The sequence below is a fragment of the Streptomyces sp. NPDC004629 genome (assembly GCF_042873595.1).
Classification (GTDB): domain Bacteria; phylum Actinomycetota; class Actinomycetes; order Streptomycetales; family Streptomycetaceae; genus Streptomyces.
The window spans coordinates 101,117-116,520 of sequence record NZ_JBIALO010000026.1 but is presented as its reverse complement, the minus strand read 5'-3'; the positions used below and the strand labels follow the sequence as shown (position 1 = coordinate 116,520).

The window sequence follows — 15,404 nt, the reverse complement described above, 5'->3', positions numbered from 1 at the left end:
GGCTGGGAAACCCCAGCCGAGCGCCTGCATAAACTACTCACAGCCTGACCAACACGACCAAGTGTTGCGACGATCCCTAGAAACCGCCCTGCGCACCCAGCCACGACGGCGCCGCAGAAACCCGGCGGCGCAGGCGCCCCGCAGGGGCGCGGGGAACTGCGCGCTCAACCACGACGGCGCCGCAGAAACCCGACAACGCAAGGCCAGGTCCCCCCGTCAAGCCGGCGGCAGCCATGCGGCAGCATGGGCGGCCGTACACCCGGCACCGACCGAGAGGACCCCCCATGCCCGCGGCAGCGCCGGCACCGAAGCCCGAGATCCTGGCCGCGTTCGAGGCGGCGAAGGGGTTCATGCCCCGGGACGAGGGGCTGGCACTGTACGCGGCGGCCGTCGAGGCCGGCCGGCTGGGCCTGCCGCTGCTGGAGGTCGGCACCTACTGCGGACGCTCGACGGTGCTGCTCGCGGACGCCGCCCGGCAGGGCGGGGTCAGCGCGCTCACCGTGGACCACCACCGCGGCAGCGAGGAGCAGCAGCCGGGCTGGGAGTACCACGACCCGGAGACGGTCGATCCCGAGACCGGCCTGATGGACACCCTGCCCACGTTCCGCAGGACGCTGCACCGGGCGGGCCTGGAGGAGCACGTGGTCGCCCTGGTCGGCCGCTCACCGCGGATCGCCGCCCTGTGGAACTCTCCGCTCGGGCTCGTCTTCGTCGACGGCGGCCACACCGACGAGCACGCCACCGCCGACTACGAGGGCTGGGCCCCGTGGGTGGCCGAAGGCGGCCTGCTCGCCGTCCACGACGTGTTCCCGGACCCGGTGGACGAGTTCACCGGCCAGGCCCCGTACCGGATCTGGCTCAGGGCCCTGGAGTCCGGCGCGTTCACCGAGGTGACGGCGCACGGTTCGCTGCGCGTGCTGCGGCGAACGGGGACGGGGATCTGAGCACGACGTTAGAGTCGCACCCGTGTCGTACGTAGGCCCCGACTTCGAACCCCCGCGGCCGCGCCGCTCCCGGCGCCCGCTCACGGTGACGCTGGCCGCCCTGGTCGCCGCCGCGCTGCTCGGCTGGCTCGTGTACCAGACGGTGGGCGGCTCGGGCGGCTCCGCCGCCGCGGGCGGCGCGGCCACGCCCCCCGCGGCCACGCCCGGCGCGGCCACGCCCGGCGCGGCCACGTCCTCGGCGTCCGCCGGACGCTCGGCGCCGTCGACGGGCTCGCCCGATCCCTCGCCGGCCCGGTCCTCCCCGCGCGACGACGCCAAGCCGACGCCCGCGGCGACGGGCCCCGCCGGCTCCGGGCCGCTCGCGGGCAAGGTGGTCGTCATCGACCCCGGGCACAATCTGGGCAACTTCCGGCACACGGCAGAAATCAGCCGTACGGTCGATATCGGTACGAGTCGCAAGGAGTGCGACACGACCGGCACGGCCACCGACGACGGCTATCCGGAGGCGGAGTTCACCCTGGACGTGTCCCACCGGCTGCGCACGCTGCTGGAGCAGCAGGGTGCCACGGTGAAGCTGACCCACGACCGGGACGAGCCCCCGTGGGGGCCGTGCGTGGACGAGCGGGCGCGGATCGGCAACACCGCGCACGCGGACGCGGCCGTCTCCATCCACGCGGACGGCTCGGCGGCGGGCAACCGCGGGTTCCATGTGATCCTGCCGGGCTCGGTGCACGCGGGCGGCGCGGACACCCGTCCGATCGTCGGCCCCTCCCGTGACCTCGGCGAGCGGATCGCGGGCAACTTCGTGCACGCCACGGGCAGCGCGCCGTCCAACTACGTCGGCGGCGGCACCGGTCTCGTCACACGCGAGGACCTGGGCGGTCTCAATCTGTCAACGGTTCCGAAGGTCTTCATCGAGTGCGGCAACATGCGCGATAGCAAGGACGCGGCATTGTTGACCAGCGGCGCCTGGCGGCAGAAGGCGGCGGAGGGGATCTCTGAGGGAATCGTGAGTTTCCTGCGCGGGCAGGGCCGCGCGGGCCCCACCGGGCGGACACCGTGATCGTACGGACGATAAGGTCGGCCCTACGATGAGGGGCACACCCCCCGCGCTTCGCACCGGGCCCTGAGGGCGACACGGTGACAGCGACGCCTCCACTGACGACGAGACGACCTACGAAGGACCTGAAGTGAATATCCGCTCCCTCACTAGGGGCGACGGCGTGGTGATCGGAGCAGCGGTGTTGCTGTTCATCGCGTCGTTCCTCGACAACTACTCGTACGACGGGGTACCGAACAACATCGACCTGCCGAGCCTGTGGGCGAGCGGACCGGTCCTGTTCAGTGTCGTTCTCGCGGGGATCATCGGCGCCGCGCTCCTCGTCCTCACCCGGCTGCTGCCGCAGCCCCCCAAGGTGGCCGGCCTCGACCTCGGTCCGTTCGGCGTGGCCTTCACGGTCTTCGCCGCGTGGAGCGCGCTCGGCAACGTCTTCGACCCGGCGGGTGCCGGGGACAACATGGGCGGCACCTTCAAGGGCCCGAGCGCCGGCATCGGTCTCGTACTCGCCCTCATCGCCACCCTGGTGATGGCGGCGGCGGCCATCGCCAGCCCGCTCGTGCCCGCCCTCCAGGCCGGTCTGGTCCCGGCCCCCAAGCCGGCCGCGCCGCAGCCCTACGGCGCGCAGCCCCAGGGCGGTTACGGCTACCCCGGCGCCGCGCAGCAGCCGTACGGCGGGCAGCCACAGCAGGGCCAGCCGCAGCAAGGCCACCCGCAGCAGGGCCAGCCGTTCGGCCAGCAGCCGCCGGCCCCGCAACAGCAGGCCCAGGCCGCGGAGTTCTCGCCGTTCTGGTTCGCCGTGCCGGTGCCGCGGCCGCTGTTCGCCGAGGACGGCTCGCCGGCCCCGATCGCCGAACTGGCGCCGGGCACCTGGTATCTGGCGGTCGAGCAGCGCGGGGCGCAGCTGGTCGCGCAGACCCAGGACGGCCGCCGTGGCGTGCTCCAGGACACCTCCGGCATCCAGCGCGGCTGAGCCGCCGCCGGTCCACGGCCGTCGCATCCGGCCCCTCGCCCTTCCGGGCGGGGGGCCGTTGCCGTACAGTCACCCCGTTGTCTGACGGATCGTCAGGAGGCGGGCATGCGGCTCGGTCTGGCACTCGGCTACTGGGGGCGCGGCCCCTGCGCGCACCATCTGCCGCTGGCCCGGGAGGCGGAACGGCTCGGCTACGACTCGGTGTGGACCGCGGAGTCCTGGGGCTCCGACGCGTTCACCCCGCTGGCCTGGATCGCCGCGCACACCGCACGGATCCGGCTGGGTACGGCGGTCGCCCAGATGGCGGCCCGCTCCCCCACCACCACCGCGATGCACGCCCTCACCCTGGACCACCTCTCCGGCGGGCGGCTGCTGCTGGGCCTCGGGCTGTCGGGGCCGCAGGTGGTGGAGGGCTGGTACGGCCGCCCGTTCCCGCGCTCGCCGCTGACCGCGACCCGGGAGTACGTCGACGTCGTACGGCAGGTGCTGCGCCGGGCGGCGCCGGTGGCCGCGGACGGCCGCTTCCACCCGCTGCCCTACCGCGGCCCGGACGCCACCGGCCTGGGCAAGCCGCTCAAGCCGATCACCCACCCGCTGCGCCCGGACCTGCCGGTGCTGCTCGGCGCCGAGGGCCCGAAGAACGTCGCCCAGACGACCCGGATCGCGGACGGCTGGCTGCCGCTGTACTGGGCGCCCAGCCGGCCCGAGGTGTACGGACCCGCCGTCCACGACCTGCCCGAGGGCTTTCTGGTCGCCCCCATGGCGCAGGTCAGGGTGTGCGCCGATGTCGCCGAGGGGCTGCTCCCCGTCAAGGCCATGCTCGGCTTCTACATCGGCGGCATGGGGCACGCGGCCCGCAACTTCCACGCCGACCTGATGGCGCGCATGGGGTACGCGGAGGAGGCCCGGCGGATCCAGGAACTGTTCCTGTCCGGCCGCCGCGAGGAGGCCGTACGGGCTGTGCCCGACGCGTTCGCCGACGAGATCTCCCTGGTCGGCCCCCGCGAACGGATCGCCGAACGCCTGGAGTCCTGGCGCAAGGGCCCGGTGACCGACCTGCTGGCCCTGACCCAGGACCCCCACACCCTCCGCACGCTGGCGGACCTCAACTCCTAGCCGCGGCGGGGAGCGGCGCCCCGCAGTGGCGCCGGAAACCGCGCGACCAGCCACAACACCGCCGTAGCCGACGGACGACAACCTGGCCGCCGACAACTCCCCGCGCTCGCTCAGCTCTTGGCGCCGGTGACCAGTTGGGAGTTCGACGGTACCTTGTCGTGCACCACGGCACCCTGGCTCCGGCCGGCGTCCTTCACCTGGTTGATGAGGTTGTTGTAGGAGTCGGCCGCCTGGTCGCTGGAGCCGTCGCCCTTGCGCAGCTTGGCCGGCAGGTCCTTGAGCCCGGCGATGCCCGCGCTGAGCGGGGCCAGGGCCTTGGCGAGCGCGGGATCGCCCTTGGCGTTGCGCACGGCCGCCTTCAGCCGGTTGTACGAGAACGCGCCCGCGAGCCCCGCCTTGACCAGCGCGGTCTTACGGCCCGGCGCGCCCTTCTTGAACTTGCCCTCCCTGGCGGGCTTCACGATCCACTTGTACGTCGCCCCGGCCGCGAGTCCGGCGTTCACCACGAACCGGGTCTTGGCGAACTTCTGCCGTTCCGCGGACGTGCTGGGACTGGGCGTCGCGGCGACGATCACCGCCGCGTGCGTGTCCCGGGTGGCGGTCTGGCCGCTCCCGCAGGCGGTGGCGCCGGCCAGCAGGGCGCAGCACACGGTGAGTGCGACGACGAGGCGCCGCATCGGTACAGTCACGGGTTTTCCTCCGGGATGTTCTCCCCGAGCAGACGGTTCTCTCCCGACCGGAAAAAGGTCTCTCCCGGCAGCCTCACCCTCCGGCGCCGACTACGCCACTCGGGGCGCGACCGTTCAGTCTTCACCTTCTGCGTTTCACCGCGGAACGTGCTCGAACAGGGGGACCCCCATCGCGGCGGAGCCGTATATCGATACAGCCCCGCGCCCCTTCGGGGCGCCGGACCCGCTCAGACGCAACAGTCGGGGGCCAGGCCGTGGGGCAGCCGGGCCCCGCCGAACACGGCGCAGGTGGCCTCATGGCCGCCGAGCGCGGCCACCGCGAGCAGCAGGGACCCCGCCGTCCACGTGGTGAGTTCACGGGGCCAGACGGTGTCGTCGTCGAAGACATAGCCGGTCCAGTACAGGCCGGTGGCCGGGTCGCGCAGATGCTGGATGGACTGGAGTATGTCCAGCGCGCGGTCGGACTCGCCCATCGCCCACAGGGCCAGGGCGAGTTCGGCGGACTCCCCGCCGGTGACCCAGGGGTTGGGCACCACGCAGCGGACGCCGAGGCCCGGCACCACGAAGCGGTCCCAGCCCTCCTCCATACGGGACTTGGCCTCCTCGGCGGGCAGCGCGCCACCCAGGATCGGGTAGTACCAGTCCATCGAGTAGCGGCTCTTGTCGAGGAAGCGCTCGGGGTGCCTGCGGATCGCGTGGCGCACCGCGCCCAGAGCCAACTCCCAGTCAGGTTGGGTCTCTTCGCGCTGTTCGGCGATGGCGAGCGCGCAGCGCAGGGCGTGGTGGATGGAGGAGCTGCCGGTGAGCAGCGCGTCGGCGGTCGCGGTGCCGTCGTGCTCGCGCCGCCAGCCGATCTGGCCGCCGGGCCGTTGCAGCAGCAGCACCCATTCCAGCGCCGCGCGTACGGTCGGCCACATGCGGTCGAGGAAGGCGTCGTCGCCGGTGGCGAGGTAGTGGTGCCAGACCCCGACGGCTATGTACGCGACGAAGTTGGACTCGCGGGCCCGGTCCGTGACGTCGTCGTACGCGCCGTCCGCGTAGGCGGCGTACCAGGAGCCGTCGTCGTTCTGGTGCCGGGCCAGCCAGGTGTAGGCCCGCTCCGCCGCGTCGTGTTCGCCGGCCGCGTCGAGGGCCATGGCGGCCTCGGTGTGGTCCCACGGGTCGAGATGGTGCCCGCGGAACCAGGGGATCGCGCCGTCCTCCCGCTGTACGCCGAGGATGCCGCGCACGGTCGCGGCGGCCTGCTCGGCGGTGAGGACCCCGGGCAGGACGAGGTGTTCTGTCCGGGGCGTGGTCACCGGGTGGCCGCCTCGGTGCCCTCGGCCGGGGTGCTCCGCGGCAGCGGGGGCAGGTGGGGCTTGGTCGCATAGGCCACGAAGCTCTTGCCGATCAGCGGGTTCAGCGTGCGCTCGGCGAGCCGGGTGGCGAGCGGTTTCTTCATGATGTCCCAGACCAGCAGCTTGTGGTACGCCTGCACCGGCAGCGCCTTGTCGTTGTCGACGCCGAAGGCGCACTTCAGCCACCAGTACGGGGAGTGCAGGGCGTGGGCGTGGTGGGAGCCGTACGGCCGCAGGCCCGCTCCGCGGATCTTGGCGAGCAGTTCGTCGGCGCGGTAGATGCGGATGTGGCCGCCCTCGACCTCGTGGTAGGCGTCGGACAGCGCCCAGCAGACCTTCTCGGGGCCGTAGCGCGGGACGGTGATCGCGATGCGGCCGCCCGGTTTCAGCACCCGCACCATCTCGGCGAGTACGCCCTTGTCGTCGGGGATGTGCTCCATCACCTCGGAGATGATGACGACGTCGAAGGACTCGTCGGGGAAGGGCAGCGCGAGGGCGTCGCCCTCCATGGCCGTTGCGGTGGCGCCCGCCGGGGCCTCGCCCGCCTCCCGCATGGCCGCGAACCACTTGGCGACCTCGCGGATCTCCTCGCCGTTGCGGTCCAGCGCCACGACCCGTGCGCCCCGCCGATAGCACTCGAAGGCATGCCGCCCGGCTCCACAGCCGAGATCCAGAACACGGTCCCCCTGGGCAACCGGAAACCGACTGAAGTCAACGGTCAGCACGTGGCCCTGCTTTCACAATCGAGATCAACATCAGCCCCACCGACAACACCCTGAACAACGGCGTCGACACCCCCCGGCTCCGCCGCACCGCGAGAGGAACCGACGGGAGGCGAACCCGCCCCGCGAGCGACCGAACCGGCACTCGCCGAGCCCGCCGGGCGGGCGGCAGGACCGCCACCCCGCGAAACCGCCGCGCCGGCAGAAGAACCAGCCCCCGACTCGACCACCCCGCCGGCGGCAGAAGAACCACCACCCGAAACCGCCACGCCACCGACCGAACCGGCACCGGGCAAGGCTGCCGCGCCAGCGGAAGAACCAGCCCCCGACTCCGCCACCCCGCCGGCGGCAGAAGAACCACCACCCGAAACCACCGCGCCAGCGACCGAACCGGCACCGGGTAAAGCTGCCGTGCCAGCGGCGGAAGACGTGGCTGGTGAGGTCGTTGCGTCGGGGGTTGGAGCGGCGTCTTGGGGGGTCGCTGCGCGAGCGGTCCGGGTGGGTCTCGGTGCAGCCGTCCCGTCGCCGGCACCGGCCCCCGGCGGAGCCGTTGCGTGGGTGATGGCCTCGCGGTAGTGGGCCACCGTGCCCTCGGCCGCGCGGGTCCAAGTGAAGTGGTGGAGGATCCGGGCGCGGCCCGCCGCGCCGAGGCGGGCGCGCAGGCCGGGGTCGCCGAGGAGCCGGCTCAGCCCAGCGGCCAGCGCCCCCGCGTCGCCGGGCGGCACCGCAAGGCACGTCTCGCCGTCGCGCCCGGCCACCTCGGGGATCGCGCCGCCGGTGGTGGCGACCAGCGGGGTGCCGGTGGCCATGGCCTCCGCGGCGGGCAGCGAGAAGCCCTCGTACAGCGACGGCACGCAGGCCACCTGCGCGGAGCGGACCAGGTCGACCAGCTCGGCGTCCGTGATGCCCTTGACGAACTCGACGGCGCCCGCCAGGCCGTACCGTTCGATGGCCTGGGCGACCGGCCCGGCCTCGGCCCGCTTGCCGACGACGACGAGATGCGCGGCCGGGTGCTCGGTGCGCACCTTCGCCAGCGCCTCCACGAGGAAGACGAGGCCCTTGAGCGGCACGTCGGCGCTGGACGTGGTCACGATCCGGCCGGGCACGACGGGCACGGACGGATCGGGCGCGAACAGGTCGGTGTCGGCGCCGATGTGGACGACGTGCACCCGGTCGTCGCGGACACCGAGGTGATCGACGATCTCCTGGCGTGAGGTGCCGGAGACGGTGAGGATCGACGGCAGGCGGCGGGCGACGCGTTTCTGCATGCGGGTGAAGCCGTACCAGCGGCGCACCGAGAGGCGGCGGCGCCGGCCCTCGGCGGCGTCCAGCTCCAACTGCCGGTCCACGGTGATGGGGTGGTGCACGGTGGTGACCAGGGGCGCGCCGATGTCGCCCAACAGCCCGTAGCCGAGGGTCTGGTTGTCGTGCACGACGTCGAACGCGCCGCGCCGGGCGCGCAGATAGCGGCGGGCGCGGAGCGAGAAGGTGAGCGGTTCGGGGAAGCCGCCGGTCCACATCGTGCCGACTTCGAGGGCGTCGATCCAGTCCCGGTACTCGTCCCACCGGGGGGTGCGGAAGGGGTCGGGCTGGCGGTAGAGGTCGAGGCTGGGCAGTTCGGTCAGGGTGAGTCCGGGCAGTCCCCCGTCGAGGACGGGGTAGGGCTGGGAGCCGATGACCTCGACGCGGTGCCCGAGGCGGGCCAGCTCGCGGGAGAGGTGCCGTACGTAGACGCCCTGTCCGCCGCAGAACGGGTTCCCTTTGTAGGTGAGAAGCGCGATGTGGAGCGGTCGCTCGCCGTCGGCTGCGGGGTCCTCTGAAGCACCCGCATCCCTGGCCTCAGCGGTCACTCTGGGCCCCCTTCTCCCTGCGGTGTCCCGCGAGATTACGCCGGGACGCTAATCTAGAACAAGTTTCAGACTTGATCGTTCAAGAAGCTCTGAATCTACCGGCAGGTAGGGGTGCTGTGAGCACTGGTACGGGTGATTCACGCCACGGCCCGCCTACCATGCTGTGCGATCAGCAGCCTTCACCGACAGTCACGGAGCGGGACCCATGCCTGCGCAAGCCAAGGCGGACGCGAGCGCCGCCCCATCGAGGCAGCCGGCCTCGTCGCCCCTAACAGAGCGGCAGGAGGCCCGCCGCCGCCGGATCCTGCACGCGAGCGCGCAGCTGGCCAGCCGGGGCGGCTTCGACGCGGTGCAGATGCGGGAGGTCGCCGAGTCCTCCCAGGTGGCGCTCGGCACGCTCTACCGCTACTTCCCCTCCAAGGTGCATCTACTGGTCGCCACGATGCAGGCCCAGTTGGAGCATCTGCACGGCACGCTGGGCCGCAAGCCCCCGACGGGCGACACGGCGGCCGAGCGGGTCGCGGAGACGCTGATGCGGGCCTTCCGCGCCCTTCAGCGCGAGCCGCATCTGGCGGACGCGATGGTGCGCGCCCTGACCTTCGCGGATCGCAGTGTGAGCCCCGAGGTGGACCAGGTGTCCCGGCAGACCACGGCGATCGTGCTGGACGCGATGGGCCTGGAGAATCCCACCGCGGAGCAGTTGTCGGCGGTCCGCGTCATCGAGCACACCTGGCACTCGGCGCTGATCACCTGGCTGTCGGGCCGCGCCTCCATCGCCCAGGTCAAGATCGACATCGAGACGGTGTGCCGGCTGATCGACCTGACGGCCCCCGAGGGGCAGCACACGGCGCGCGCGGGGCAGAAGCAGAAGTAGGACCGGCGCAGAAGTACCGGCGCAGAAGCAGCACCGGCGCAGAAATAGAACCTACGAGACGGGTTCCCTTCGCCGGTATTGTCCGGATCAGGTGATGGAGGTCGCCTTCCGGCCCAACCACTGCCTTCCGGCCTCTCAGCCCGACCGTCGACGTCGGCCCCGGCGGATGCTTGCGCGTCGCGCCCGAGTCGGCTACTCCGGTCGAACTCCCTCACTCGCCTCGTAGGCCTCTTCCAGCATAAAACCGTCCATACAAGATGGAACCCCCCGGAAGGGAAAAATTTACTCTTCGGGCGGAAACACCGGCTCCCCGCCCGCCGACAGCGTGATCACGATGGCCTCCACGGGGCAGCTCTCCGCCGCCGCCAGCACCTGCTCGTTGGCGTCGGTGTCCGCCTCGACCGGCCGGGACTGGCGCGCGGTGTCGAGACGGAAGCCGTCGGGGGCGTGGTGAACGCACTGGGCGGAGCCGATGCAGACGGAGCGGTCGACCTCGACGTGCCAGCGGTCGCCCATCGCCTACGCCTCCCAGCCCGCCGGCAGATGGATCATCTTGTGCTCCAGGTAGGCGTCGTAGCCCTCGGGCCCGAACTCCCGCCCCAGACCGGAGTTCTTGTAGCCGCCGAACGGGCCGAGCATGTCCAGGCTGAAGGTGTTGACCGAGTACGTTCCGGTACGCACCTGCCGGGCGACCTCGATGCCGTGCGCGGTGTCGGCCGTCCACACGCTGCCGGACAGCCCGTACTCGGAGTCGTTGGCGATCTTCAACGCCTCGGACTCGTCGCCGTACGGCAGCAGGCAGATGACCGGTCCGAAGATCTCCTCGCGGGCGATCCGCATGGAGTTGTCGACGTCGCCGAAGAGCGTCGGCTCGACGTACCAGCCGCGCTCCAGGCCCGCCGGCCGGCCGCCGCCGGTGAGGATCTTGGCGCCCTCCTCCTGGCCGATGCGGATGTAGTCGAGGTTGCGCTGCTGCTGGCGCCGGGCGACCAGCGGGCCCACCTGGGTGGCCGGGTCCAGCGGGTCGCCGACCGTGAGCGCGCTCGCGGCCCGCGCGAAGGCGTCCGCGAACTCGTCGTAGCGGGAGCGGGGCAGCAGGATGCGGGTCTGCGCCACGCACGCCTGCCCGTTGTTCATCCAGGCCGCCGGGACGATGCCCGCGACCGTGGTCTCGACGTCCGCGTCCGGCAGCACGACGGCCGCCGACTTGCCGCCGAGTTCCAGGGTGACGCGAGTGAGGTTGCGGGCGGCCACCTCCATGACCCGCCGGCCCGCGGCCACCGAGCCGGTGAAGGCGACCTTGTCGATGCCGGGGTGCCCGACCAGGTACTCGCTGACCTCGCGGTCGGCGGGCAGGATCGACAGCACGCCGTCCGGCAGCCCGGCCTCGCGGGTGATCTCGCCGAGGAGGTAGGCGTCCAGCGGGGACTCGGGGGACGGCTTGAGGACCACCGTGCAGCCGGCGAGCAGGGCGGGCGCCAGCTTGGCGGCGGCGACGAACTGCGGGACGTTCCACGGGACCACGGCCGCGACCACGCCGACCGGTTCGCGCCGCACCATGATCTTCCCGAGCACCCCGTCGCGTGTCTCCTCGTACGTGTGGCCGCGGGCGACGGTGATCGCCGCGTCCCACACCATCATCGCGCCGAGCGCCTGCGCGAGGACGCTCCATGAGTACGGCGACCCGTTCTCGGCGGAGATCACGCGGGCGATCTCCTCGTGCCGGGCGGCGATGCCGTCCTTGATGCGGGTGACGACCGCGATCCGCTCGTCGAGCGTCGTGCGCGGCCAGGGCCCCTCGTCGAACGCGGTCCGCGCGGCGGCCACGGCCCGGTCCACGTCGGCCGCGGACGCGTGCGGCACCCGGCCGATGACCTCCTCGGTGTGCGGCGAGACCACCTCGATGACGCCCTCGCCCAGGGGTTCGGTCAACTCCCCGCCGATGAACAGCTGTCCGTGTTCCACGAGCTCGGTCATGGCCGACTGCCTCCTGCGGCAAGTTTCTGACGCTGTTTCAGAACTGATACCAGTTCTAGTTATAGTGGGCAATGGTCATGGGGCCGGGAGGGCGGACGATGGTGAAAACGTTTGATCACGGTGGGGGTGTGGGGGCCGTGGCTGTGCCTATTCCGGATAATCCGCTGGGGCACACGCTTGTGTACGTCGTGGACACCGATCGCGGGCCGGTGCTGGTCGACACCGGGTGGGACGACCCCGGGTCGTGGGACACGCTGGTCGCGGGGCTGATCGCCTGCGGGACGTCCGTGCGGGAGGTGCACGGGGTCGTCATCACCCATCACCACCCCGACCACCACGGGCTGTCCGGGCGGGTGCGGGAGGCGTCCGGCGCGTGGGTGGCGATGCACGCGGCCGACACGGCGGTGGTACGGCGCACCCGAGAGGCCCGCCCCGAGCGGTGGTTCGCCTACATGAGCGCCAAGCTCGCGGCGGCCGGCGCCCCCGAGGACCATCTCGCGCCGCTGCGCTCCCCCCGCTCCGTGCCGCGGCTGTCCCCCGCCCTGCCCGACCGGGAGATCGTCCCCGGCGAACTCCTCGACCTGCCGGGCCGCCGGCTGCGGGCCGTCTGGACGCCGGGGCACACGCCCGGTCACGTCTGTCTCCACCTGGAGGAGGAGCATCCCGCCGGACTGCCCGGCCACGGCCGCCTGTTCTCCGGCGACCATCTGCTCCCGGAGATCACCCCGCACATCGGGCTGTACGAGGACCCGGACGACGCGACCGTGACCGATCCGCTCGGGGACTATCTCGACTCGCTGGAGCGGGTCGGCCGGCTCGCCCCCGCCGAGGTGCTGCCGGCCCACCAGCACGCGTTCACCGATGCGGCCGGCCGGGTGCGGGAGTTGCTTGCGCATCATGAGGAACGGCTGGGTGGTCTGCTGGCGCTGCTCGCCGTACCGCTCACTCCGTGGCAGCTGGCCGAGCGGATGGAGTGGAACCGGCCCTGGCCGGAGATCCCGCCCGCGTCCCGCAACATCGCCGTCTCGGAGGCCGAGGCGCACTTGCGCCGCCTGGTTGAGCAGGGGCGGGCTGAACCGGTCCCGGGTGCCTGGCCGGTGGCTTACGTACGGACCGGCTGAACAGCTCGCCTCGCTGGGTGCGGGTGCGTTTGGGGCGGGTGCGCCTACTGGGGTGCCTCGAATTGTCGGTGGGCGGGTGCGGGTTTGGTTTGGCTGGGCGCGCAGTTCCCCGCGCCCCTTTGGGGCGCTGCTGTGGACGTCCGCCTCGGGGGGTCCCGAGGGGGGTCGGTAGAGTGGGTGGGGTGTCATCACATCCGTGTGGGGGGAAGCCGGTGCAATTCCGGCGCTGACCCGCAACCGTGAGCCGGACTTTCAGGTCCGGTGAGCCGGACTGCCCCGGGCGGAACGTTGACCGGCTCACGTGCGTCGGCACCCGCCGCGCACGGCACCGTCGAGGTTTACGGGGCCCGAGCCGCCCGGGGTGTCCCGTGCTGCCCGGCTTCCTCGCGAACCGACCGCGAAGAGAGGCACCCGCCGACCATGAACGTCCGCCGTAGCGCAGCGGCCCTGGCCTCCGTCGGCGTGCTCGCCGCCGCCGCGCCCGCCCTGGCCGCGAGCCCGTCGCCGTCCTCGTCGACGGTGCTCCCGTCCGGGCTGTACGGCGACTCGGATCCGAAGTACGACGGCGTCTGGCGGCAGTCGCTGGCGCTGCTCGCGCAGCGCACGGTGTCCGTGACGCCCGCCGCCAAGGCGGTCGACTGGCTGACCGGACAGCAGTGCGCGAACGGCGCGTTCGCCGCCTTCCGCGCCGAGCCCGCGCGGGCCTGCGACGCCAAGGTGATGACCGACACCAACAGCACGGCCGCCGCCGTCCAGGCGCTGGCGGCGCTCGGCGGGCACGAGGACGCCACCGGCAAGGCGGTGACCTGGCTGAAGTCGGTGCAGAACGAGGACGGCGGCTGGGCCTACGCACCGGGTGGCGCGAGCGACGCGAACTCCACGGCCGTGGTCATCGGCGCGCTCGCGGCGGCCGGTGAGCGGCCTGCGGAGGTCGCCAAGGGCGGCAGGTCGCCGTACGACGCGCTGCTGAAGCTGGCCCTGCCCTGCACAGGAGAAGGCGCGGGCGCCTTCGCCTACCAGCCGGACAAGAAGGGCGCGTTGACCGCCAACGCGGACGCCACCGCGGCGGCCGTGGTGGGCGCCCTGGGCGCGGGCCTCGACGCGAAGACGGGCAAGCCGGACCAGGCGTCCGGCAAAGAGTCCGGCAAGGAGTCCGGCACGGGGTGCGTGGACTCGGACCCGCTCACCCCCGAACAGGCCGCGGCCAACGGCGCCGGGTATCTCGCGAAGGCCGTCGCCGAGGACGGCCACCTCACGTCCGCGCTGGCCGGCGCCCCCGAGCAGCCCGACTACGGCAACACGGCCGACGCGGTCGTCGCGCTCGCCGCGCAGGGCGGTGCGCAGCGGGCGGCGAAGCCGTTGGCGTGGCTGGAGAAGAACGCGGCGGCCTGGGCGAAGCAGAGCGGGCCGGCCGGGTACGCCCAGTTGATCTTCGCGGCGCATGCCGCCGGCGCGGACCCGCGGGACTTCGGCGGTACGGACCTGGTGCGGGCGCTCAACGCGACCGGCCCGGCGCCGCAGACCGCCGAGGCGACGAAGGCGGCCGACGCGTCCGGCACGAAGGACGACGGCGGCTCGGGTACCAGCCTGTGGTGGATGGTCGGCTCCGGTCTGGCCGCGGGCGCCGGCATCGGCTTCCTGATCAGCAGCCGCAGAAAGCAGCAGCAGCTGTGACCGGCGTGCGGCGCGGCGCGCTCCTGCTGCTGGCCGCGCTCCTGGTCTGGGGCGCCGCGGGCCAGGCGCAGGCCGTCGGCTACCGCTACTGGTCCTTCTGGGAGCGCGCGGGCGACCGGTGGACGTACGCCACCGAGGGCCCGTCGACGGCCCGGCCCGCGGACGGTGCCGTGCAGGGCTTCCGGTTCGCGGTGAGCGAGGACTCCGGCGACGCCACGCGCCCGCGCGGTGCGGCCGGCTTCGACACGATCTGCGCGCAGACGCCGGAGCGGGAGGGCCGCAAGCGGGTGGCGCTGGTCCTCGACTTCGGTACGGCGGCGGACGCGGCCGAGGGCGAGACGCCGCCGAAGGCGCGGACCGCCTGCGCGGTCGTCGCACCCGACGCGACGACGGCGGAGGCGCTGGCGGCGGTCGCCGGGCCGCTGCGCTACGACGCCAACGCCATGCTGTGCGCGATCGCCGGATACCCGCGCAAGGGCTGCGGCGAGCAGGTGGCGTCCGCCGGTGACAAGCCGACGTCCGCCGCGAAGCGGCCCGCGGCCACCGAGGACGGCGGCCCGTCGATCGGTTTGTGGGCGGGCGTGGCCGCGGTCGTCCTGCTCGGCACGGCAGCCGTCTGGCAGGCCCGCCGACGCCACCATGCGTAACCGCCCTGCCCGCCAGCCACCGCACGGCACCCCCGGCACGGACCGGCCCGCCGGCACAGACGGTGGCACAGACCGACCCGGCGCCACAGACCAGCCCAGCGGCACAGACCAGCTTGGCGGCACAGACCAGCCCAGCGGCACGGACCGGCCTGGCGACACAGACCAGCCCAGCGGCACAGACCGGCCTGGCGCCACAGACCAGCCCAGCGGCACAGACCGGCCTGGCGCCACAGACCAGCCCAGCGGCACAGACCAGCCTGGCGCCACAGACCAGCCCAGCGGCACGGACCAGCCCAGCGGCACAGACCGGCCTGGCGCCACAGACCAGCCCAGCGGCACGGACCAGCCCAGCGGCACAGACCGGCCTGGTGGGACGGACCGGCCTGGTGGGACGGACCGGCCTGGTGGGACGGACCGGCCTGG

At 72.9% G+C, this 15,404-nt stretch carries 14 protein-coding genes and 2 riboswitches; of the genes, 8 read left to right on the top strand and 6 right to left on the bottom strand.

Annotated features, from left to right (window positions below):
* The first annotated feature begins 284 nt into the window (after window positions 1-284).
* From ACFYTE_RS31980 to ACFYTE_RS31965, 4 genes are all read left to right on the top strand, one after another.
* The gene (locus tag ACFYTE_RS31980) at window positions 285-944 is read left to right on the top strand and encodes a class I SAM-dependent methyltransferase (protein ID WP_388718147.1); all 660 of its coding nucleotides are present in this window, start codon (window positions 285-287) and stop codon (window positions 942-944) included.
* A 22-nt stretch (window positions 945-966) separates the two neighbouring features.
* On the top strand, window positions 967-2,007 hold the full coding sequence (locus tag ACFYTE_RS31975; protein ID WP_388718144.1) for an N-acetylmuramoyl-L-alanine amidase: 1,041 nt from the start codon (window positions 967-969) through the stop codon (window positions 2,005-2,007).
* Window positions 2,008-2,134: 127 nt separating this feature from the next.
* Window positions 2,135-2,974 (top strand): DUF5336 domain-containing protein, encoded by an 840-nt coding sequence (locus tag ACFYTE_RS31970; protein WP_388718141.1) that lies wholly within the window; start codon window positions 2,135-2,137, stop codon window positions 2,972-2,974.
* A 105-nt stretch (window positions 2,975-3,079) separates the two neighbouring features.
* Window positions 3,080-4,090: an LLM class F420-dependent oxidoreductase gene (locus tag ACFYTE_RS31965; protein WP_388718138.1), complete on the top strand. Its 1,011-nt coding sequence runs from the start codon at window positions 3,080-3,082 to the stop codon at window positions 4,088-4,090.
* A gap of 110 nt (window positions 4,091-4,200) precedes the next feature.
* Here ACFYTE_RS31965 and ACFYTE_RS31960 read toward each other — a convergent pair whose 3' ends face one another.
* From ACFYTE_RS31960 to ACFYTE_RS31945, 4 genes are all read right to left on the bottom strand, one after another.
* Window positions 4,201-4,779 (bottom strand): hypothetical protein, encoded by a 579-nt coding sequence (locus ACFYTE_RS31960; protein WP_388718135.1) that lies wholly within the window; start codon window positions 4,777-4,779, stop codon window positions 4,201-4,203.
* Window positions 4,780-5,006: 227 nt separating this feature from the next.
* Entirely contained in the window at window positions 5,007-6,077 is a 1,071-nt protein-coding gene (locus ACFYTE_RS31955; RefSeq protein WP_388718132.1) for a prenyltransferase, read from the bottom strand.
* A complete protein-coding gene (locus ACFYTE_RS31950) occupies window positions 6,074-6,841 on the bottom strand; it encodes a methyltransferase domain-containing protein (protein ID WP_388718128.1) in 768 nt (255 codons plus the stop codon). Before ACFYTE_RS31950 ends, ACFYTE_RS31955 begins: the two co-directional genes overlap by 4 nt.
* Window positions 6,835-8,688 carry a glycosyltransferase family 4 protein gene (locus tag ACFYTE_RS31945; protein ID WP_388718125.1) on the bottom strand — a complete coding sequence of 618 codons (1,854 nt, stop codon included), beginning with the start codon at window positions 8,686-8,688 and terminating at the stop codon, window positions 6,835-6,837. The genes ACFYTE_RS31950 and ACFYTE_RS31945 overlap by 7 nt, the downstream gene beginning before the upstream one ends.
* 205 nt (window positions 8,689-8,893) lie before the next feature.
* Between ACFYTE_RS31945 and ACFYTE_RS31940 the strand changes: the two genes are divergently transcribed.
* Window positions 8,894-9,562 carry a TetR family transcriptional regulator gene (locus ACFYTE_RS31940; RefSeq protein WP_388718122.1) on the top strand — a complete coding sequence of 223 codons (669 nt, stop codon included), beginning with the start codon at window positions 8,894-8,896 and terminating at the stop codon, window positions 9,560-9,562.
* Between the two features lie 47 nt (window positions 9,563-9,609).
* Window positions 9,610-9,785, bottom strand: a riboswitch (TPP riboswitch).
* A 59-nt stretch (window positions 9,786-9,844) separates the two neighbouring features.
* On the opposite strand, the gene ACFYTE_RS31935 is transcribed toward ACFYTE_RS31940, so the two are convergent.
* Together ACFYTE_RS31935 and ACFYTE_RS31930 are read right to left on the bottom strand one after the other, a co-directional pair.
* Window positions 9,845-10,078, bottom strand: a complete 234-nt coding sequence (locus tag ACFYTE_RS31935; protein WP_388718119.1) for a ferredoxin — start codon at window positions 10,076-10,078, stop codon at window positions 9,845-9,847.
* A 3-nt stretch (window positions 10,079-10,081) separates the two neighbouring features.
* The gene (locus ACFYTE_RS31930; protein ID WP_388718116.1) at window positions 10,082-11,539 is read right to left on the bottom strand and encodes an aldehyde dehydrogenase; all 1,458 of its coding nucleotides are present in this window, start codon (window positions 11,537-11,539) and stop codon (window positions 10,082-10,084) included.
* A 98-nt stretch (window positions 11,540-11,637) separates the two neighbouring features.
* Here ACFYTE_RS31930 and ACFYTE_RS31925 point away from each other — a divergent pair, with 98 nt between their 5' ends.
* The 3 genes from ACFYTE_RS31925 (at window position 11,638) to ACFYTE_RS31915 (ending at window position 14,981) form a co-directional block, all read left to right on the top strand.
* Window positions 11,638-12,660 (top strand): MBL fold metallo-hydrolase, encoded by a 1,023-nt coding sequence (locus ACFYTE_RS31925; RefSeq protein ID WP_388718113.1) that lies wholly within the window; start codon window positions 11,638-11,640, stop codon window positions 12,658-12,660.
* A 163-nt stretch (window positions 12,661-12,823) separates the two neighbouring features.
* Window positions 12,824-12,954: riboswitch (cobalamin riboswitch) on the top strand.
* A gap of 126 nt (window positions 12,955-13,080) precedes the next feature.
* On the top strand, window positions 13,081-14,334 hold the full coding sequence (locus ACFYTE_RS31920) for a prenyltransferase/squalene oxidase repeat-containing protein (RefSeq protein WP_388718109.1): 1,254 nt from the start codon (window positions 13,081-13,083) through the stop codon (window positions 14,332-14,334).
* The gene (locus tag ACFYTE_RS31915) at window positions 14,331-14,981 is read left to right on the top strand and encodes an SCO2322 family protein (RefSeq protein WP_388718106.1); all 651 of its coding nucleotides are present in this window, start codon (window positions 14,331-14,333) and stop codon (window positions 14,979-14,981) included. The genes ACFYTE_RS31920 and ACFYTE_RS31915 overlap by 4 nt, the downstream gene beginning before the upstream one ends.
* Window positions 14,982-15,404: the final 423 nt, after the last annotated feature.

Coding starts and splice junctions, on each gene's coding strand:
- ACFYTE_RS31980 (WP_388718147.1), top strand. CDS start 285: ATGCCCGCGGCAGCGCCGGCACCGAAGCCCGAGATCCTGGCCGCGTTC.
- ACFYTE_RS31965 (WP_388718138.1), top strand. CDS start 3,080: ATGCGGCTCGGTCTGGCACTCGGCTACTGGGGGCGCGGCCCCTGCGCG.
- ACFYTE_RS31940 (WP_388718122.1), top strand. CDS start 8,894: ATGCCTGCGCAAGCCAAGGCGGACGCGAGCGCCGCCCCATCGAGGCAG.
- ACFYTE_RS31935 (WP_388718119.1), bottom strand. CDS start 10,078: ATGGGCGACCGCTGGCACGTCGAGGTCGACCGCTCCGTCTGCATCGGC.
- ACFYTE_RS31930 (WP_388718116.1), bottom strand. CDS start 11,539: ATGACCGAGCTCGTGGAACACGGACAGCTGTTCATCGGCGGGGAGTTG.
- ACFYTE_RS31925 (WP_388718113.1), top strand. CDS start 11,638: ATGGTGAAAACGTTTGATCACGGTGGGGGTGTGGGGGCCGTGGCTGTG.
- ACFYTE_RS31920 (WP_388718109.1), top strand. CDS start 13,081: ATGAACGTCCGCCGTAGCGCAGCGGCCCTGGCCTCCGTCGGCGTGCTC.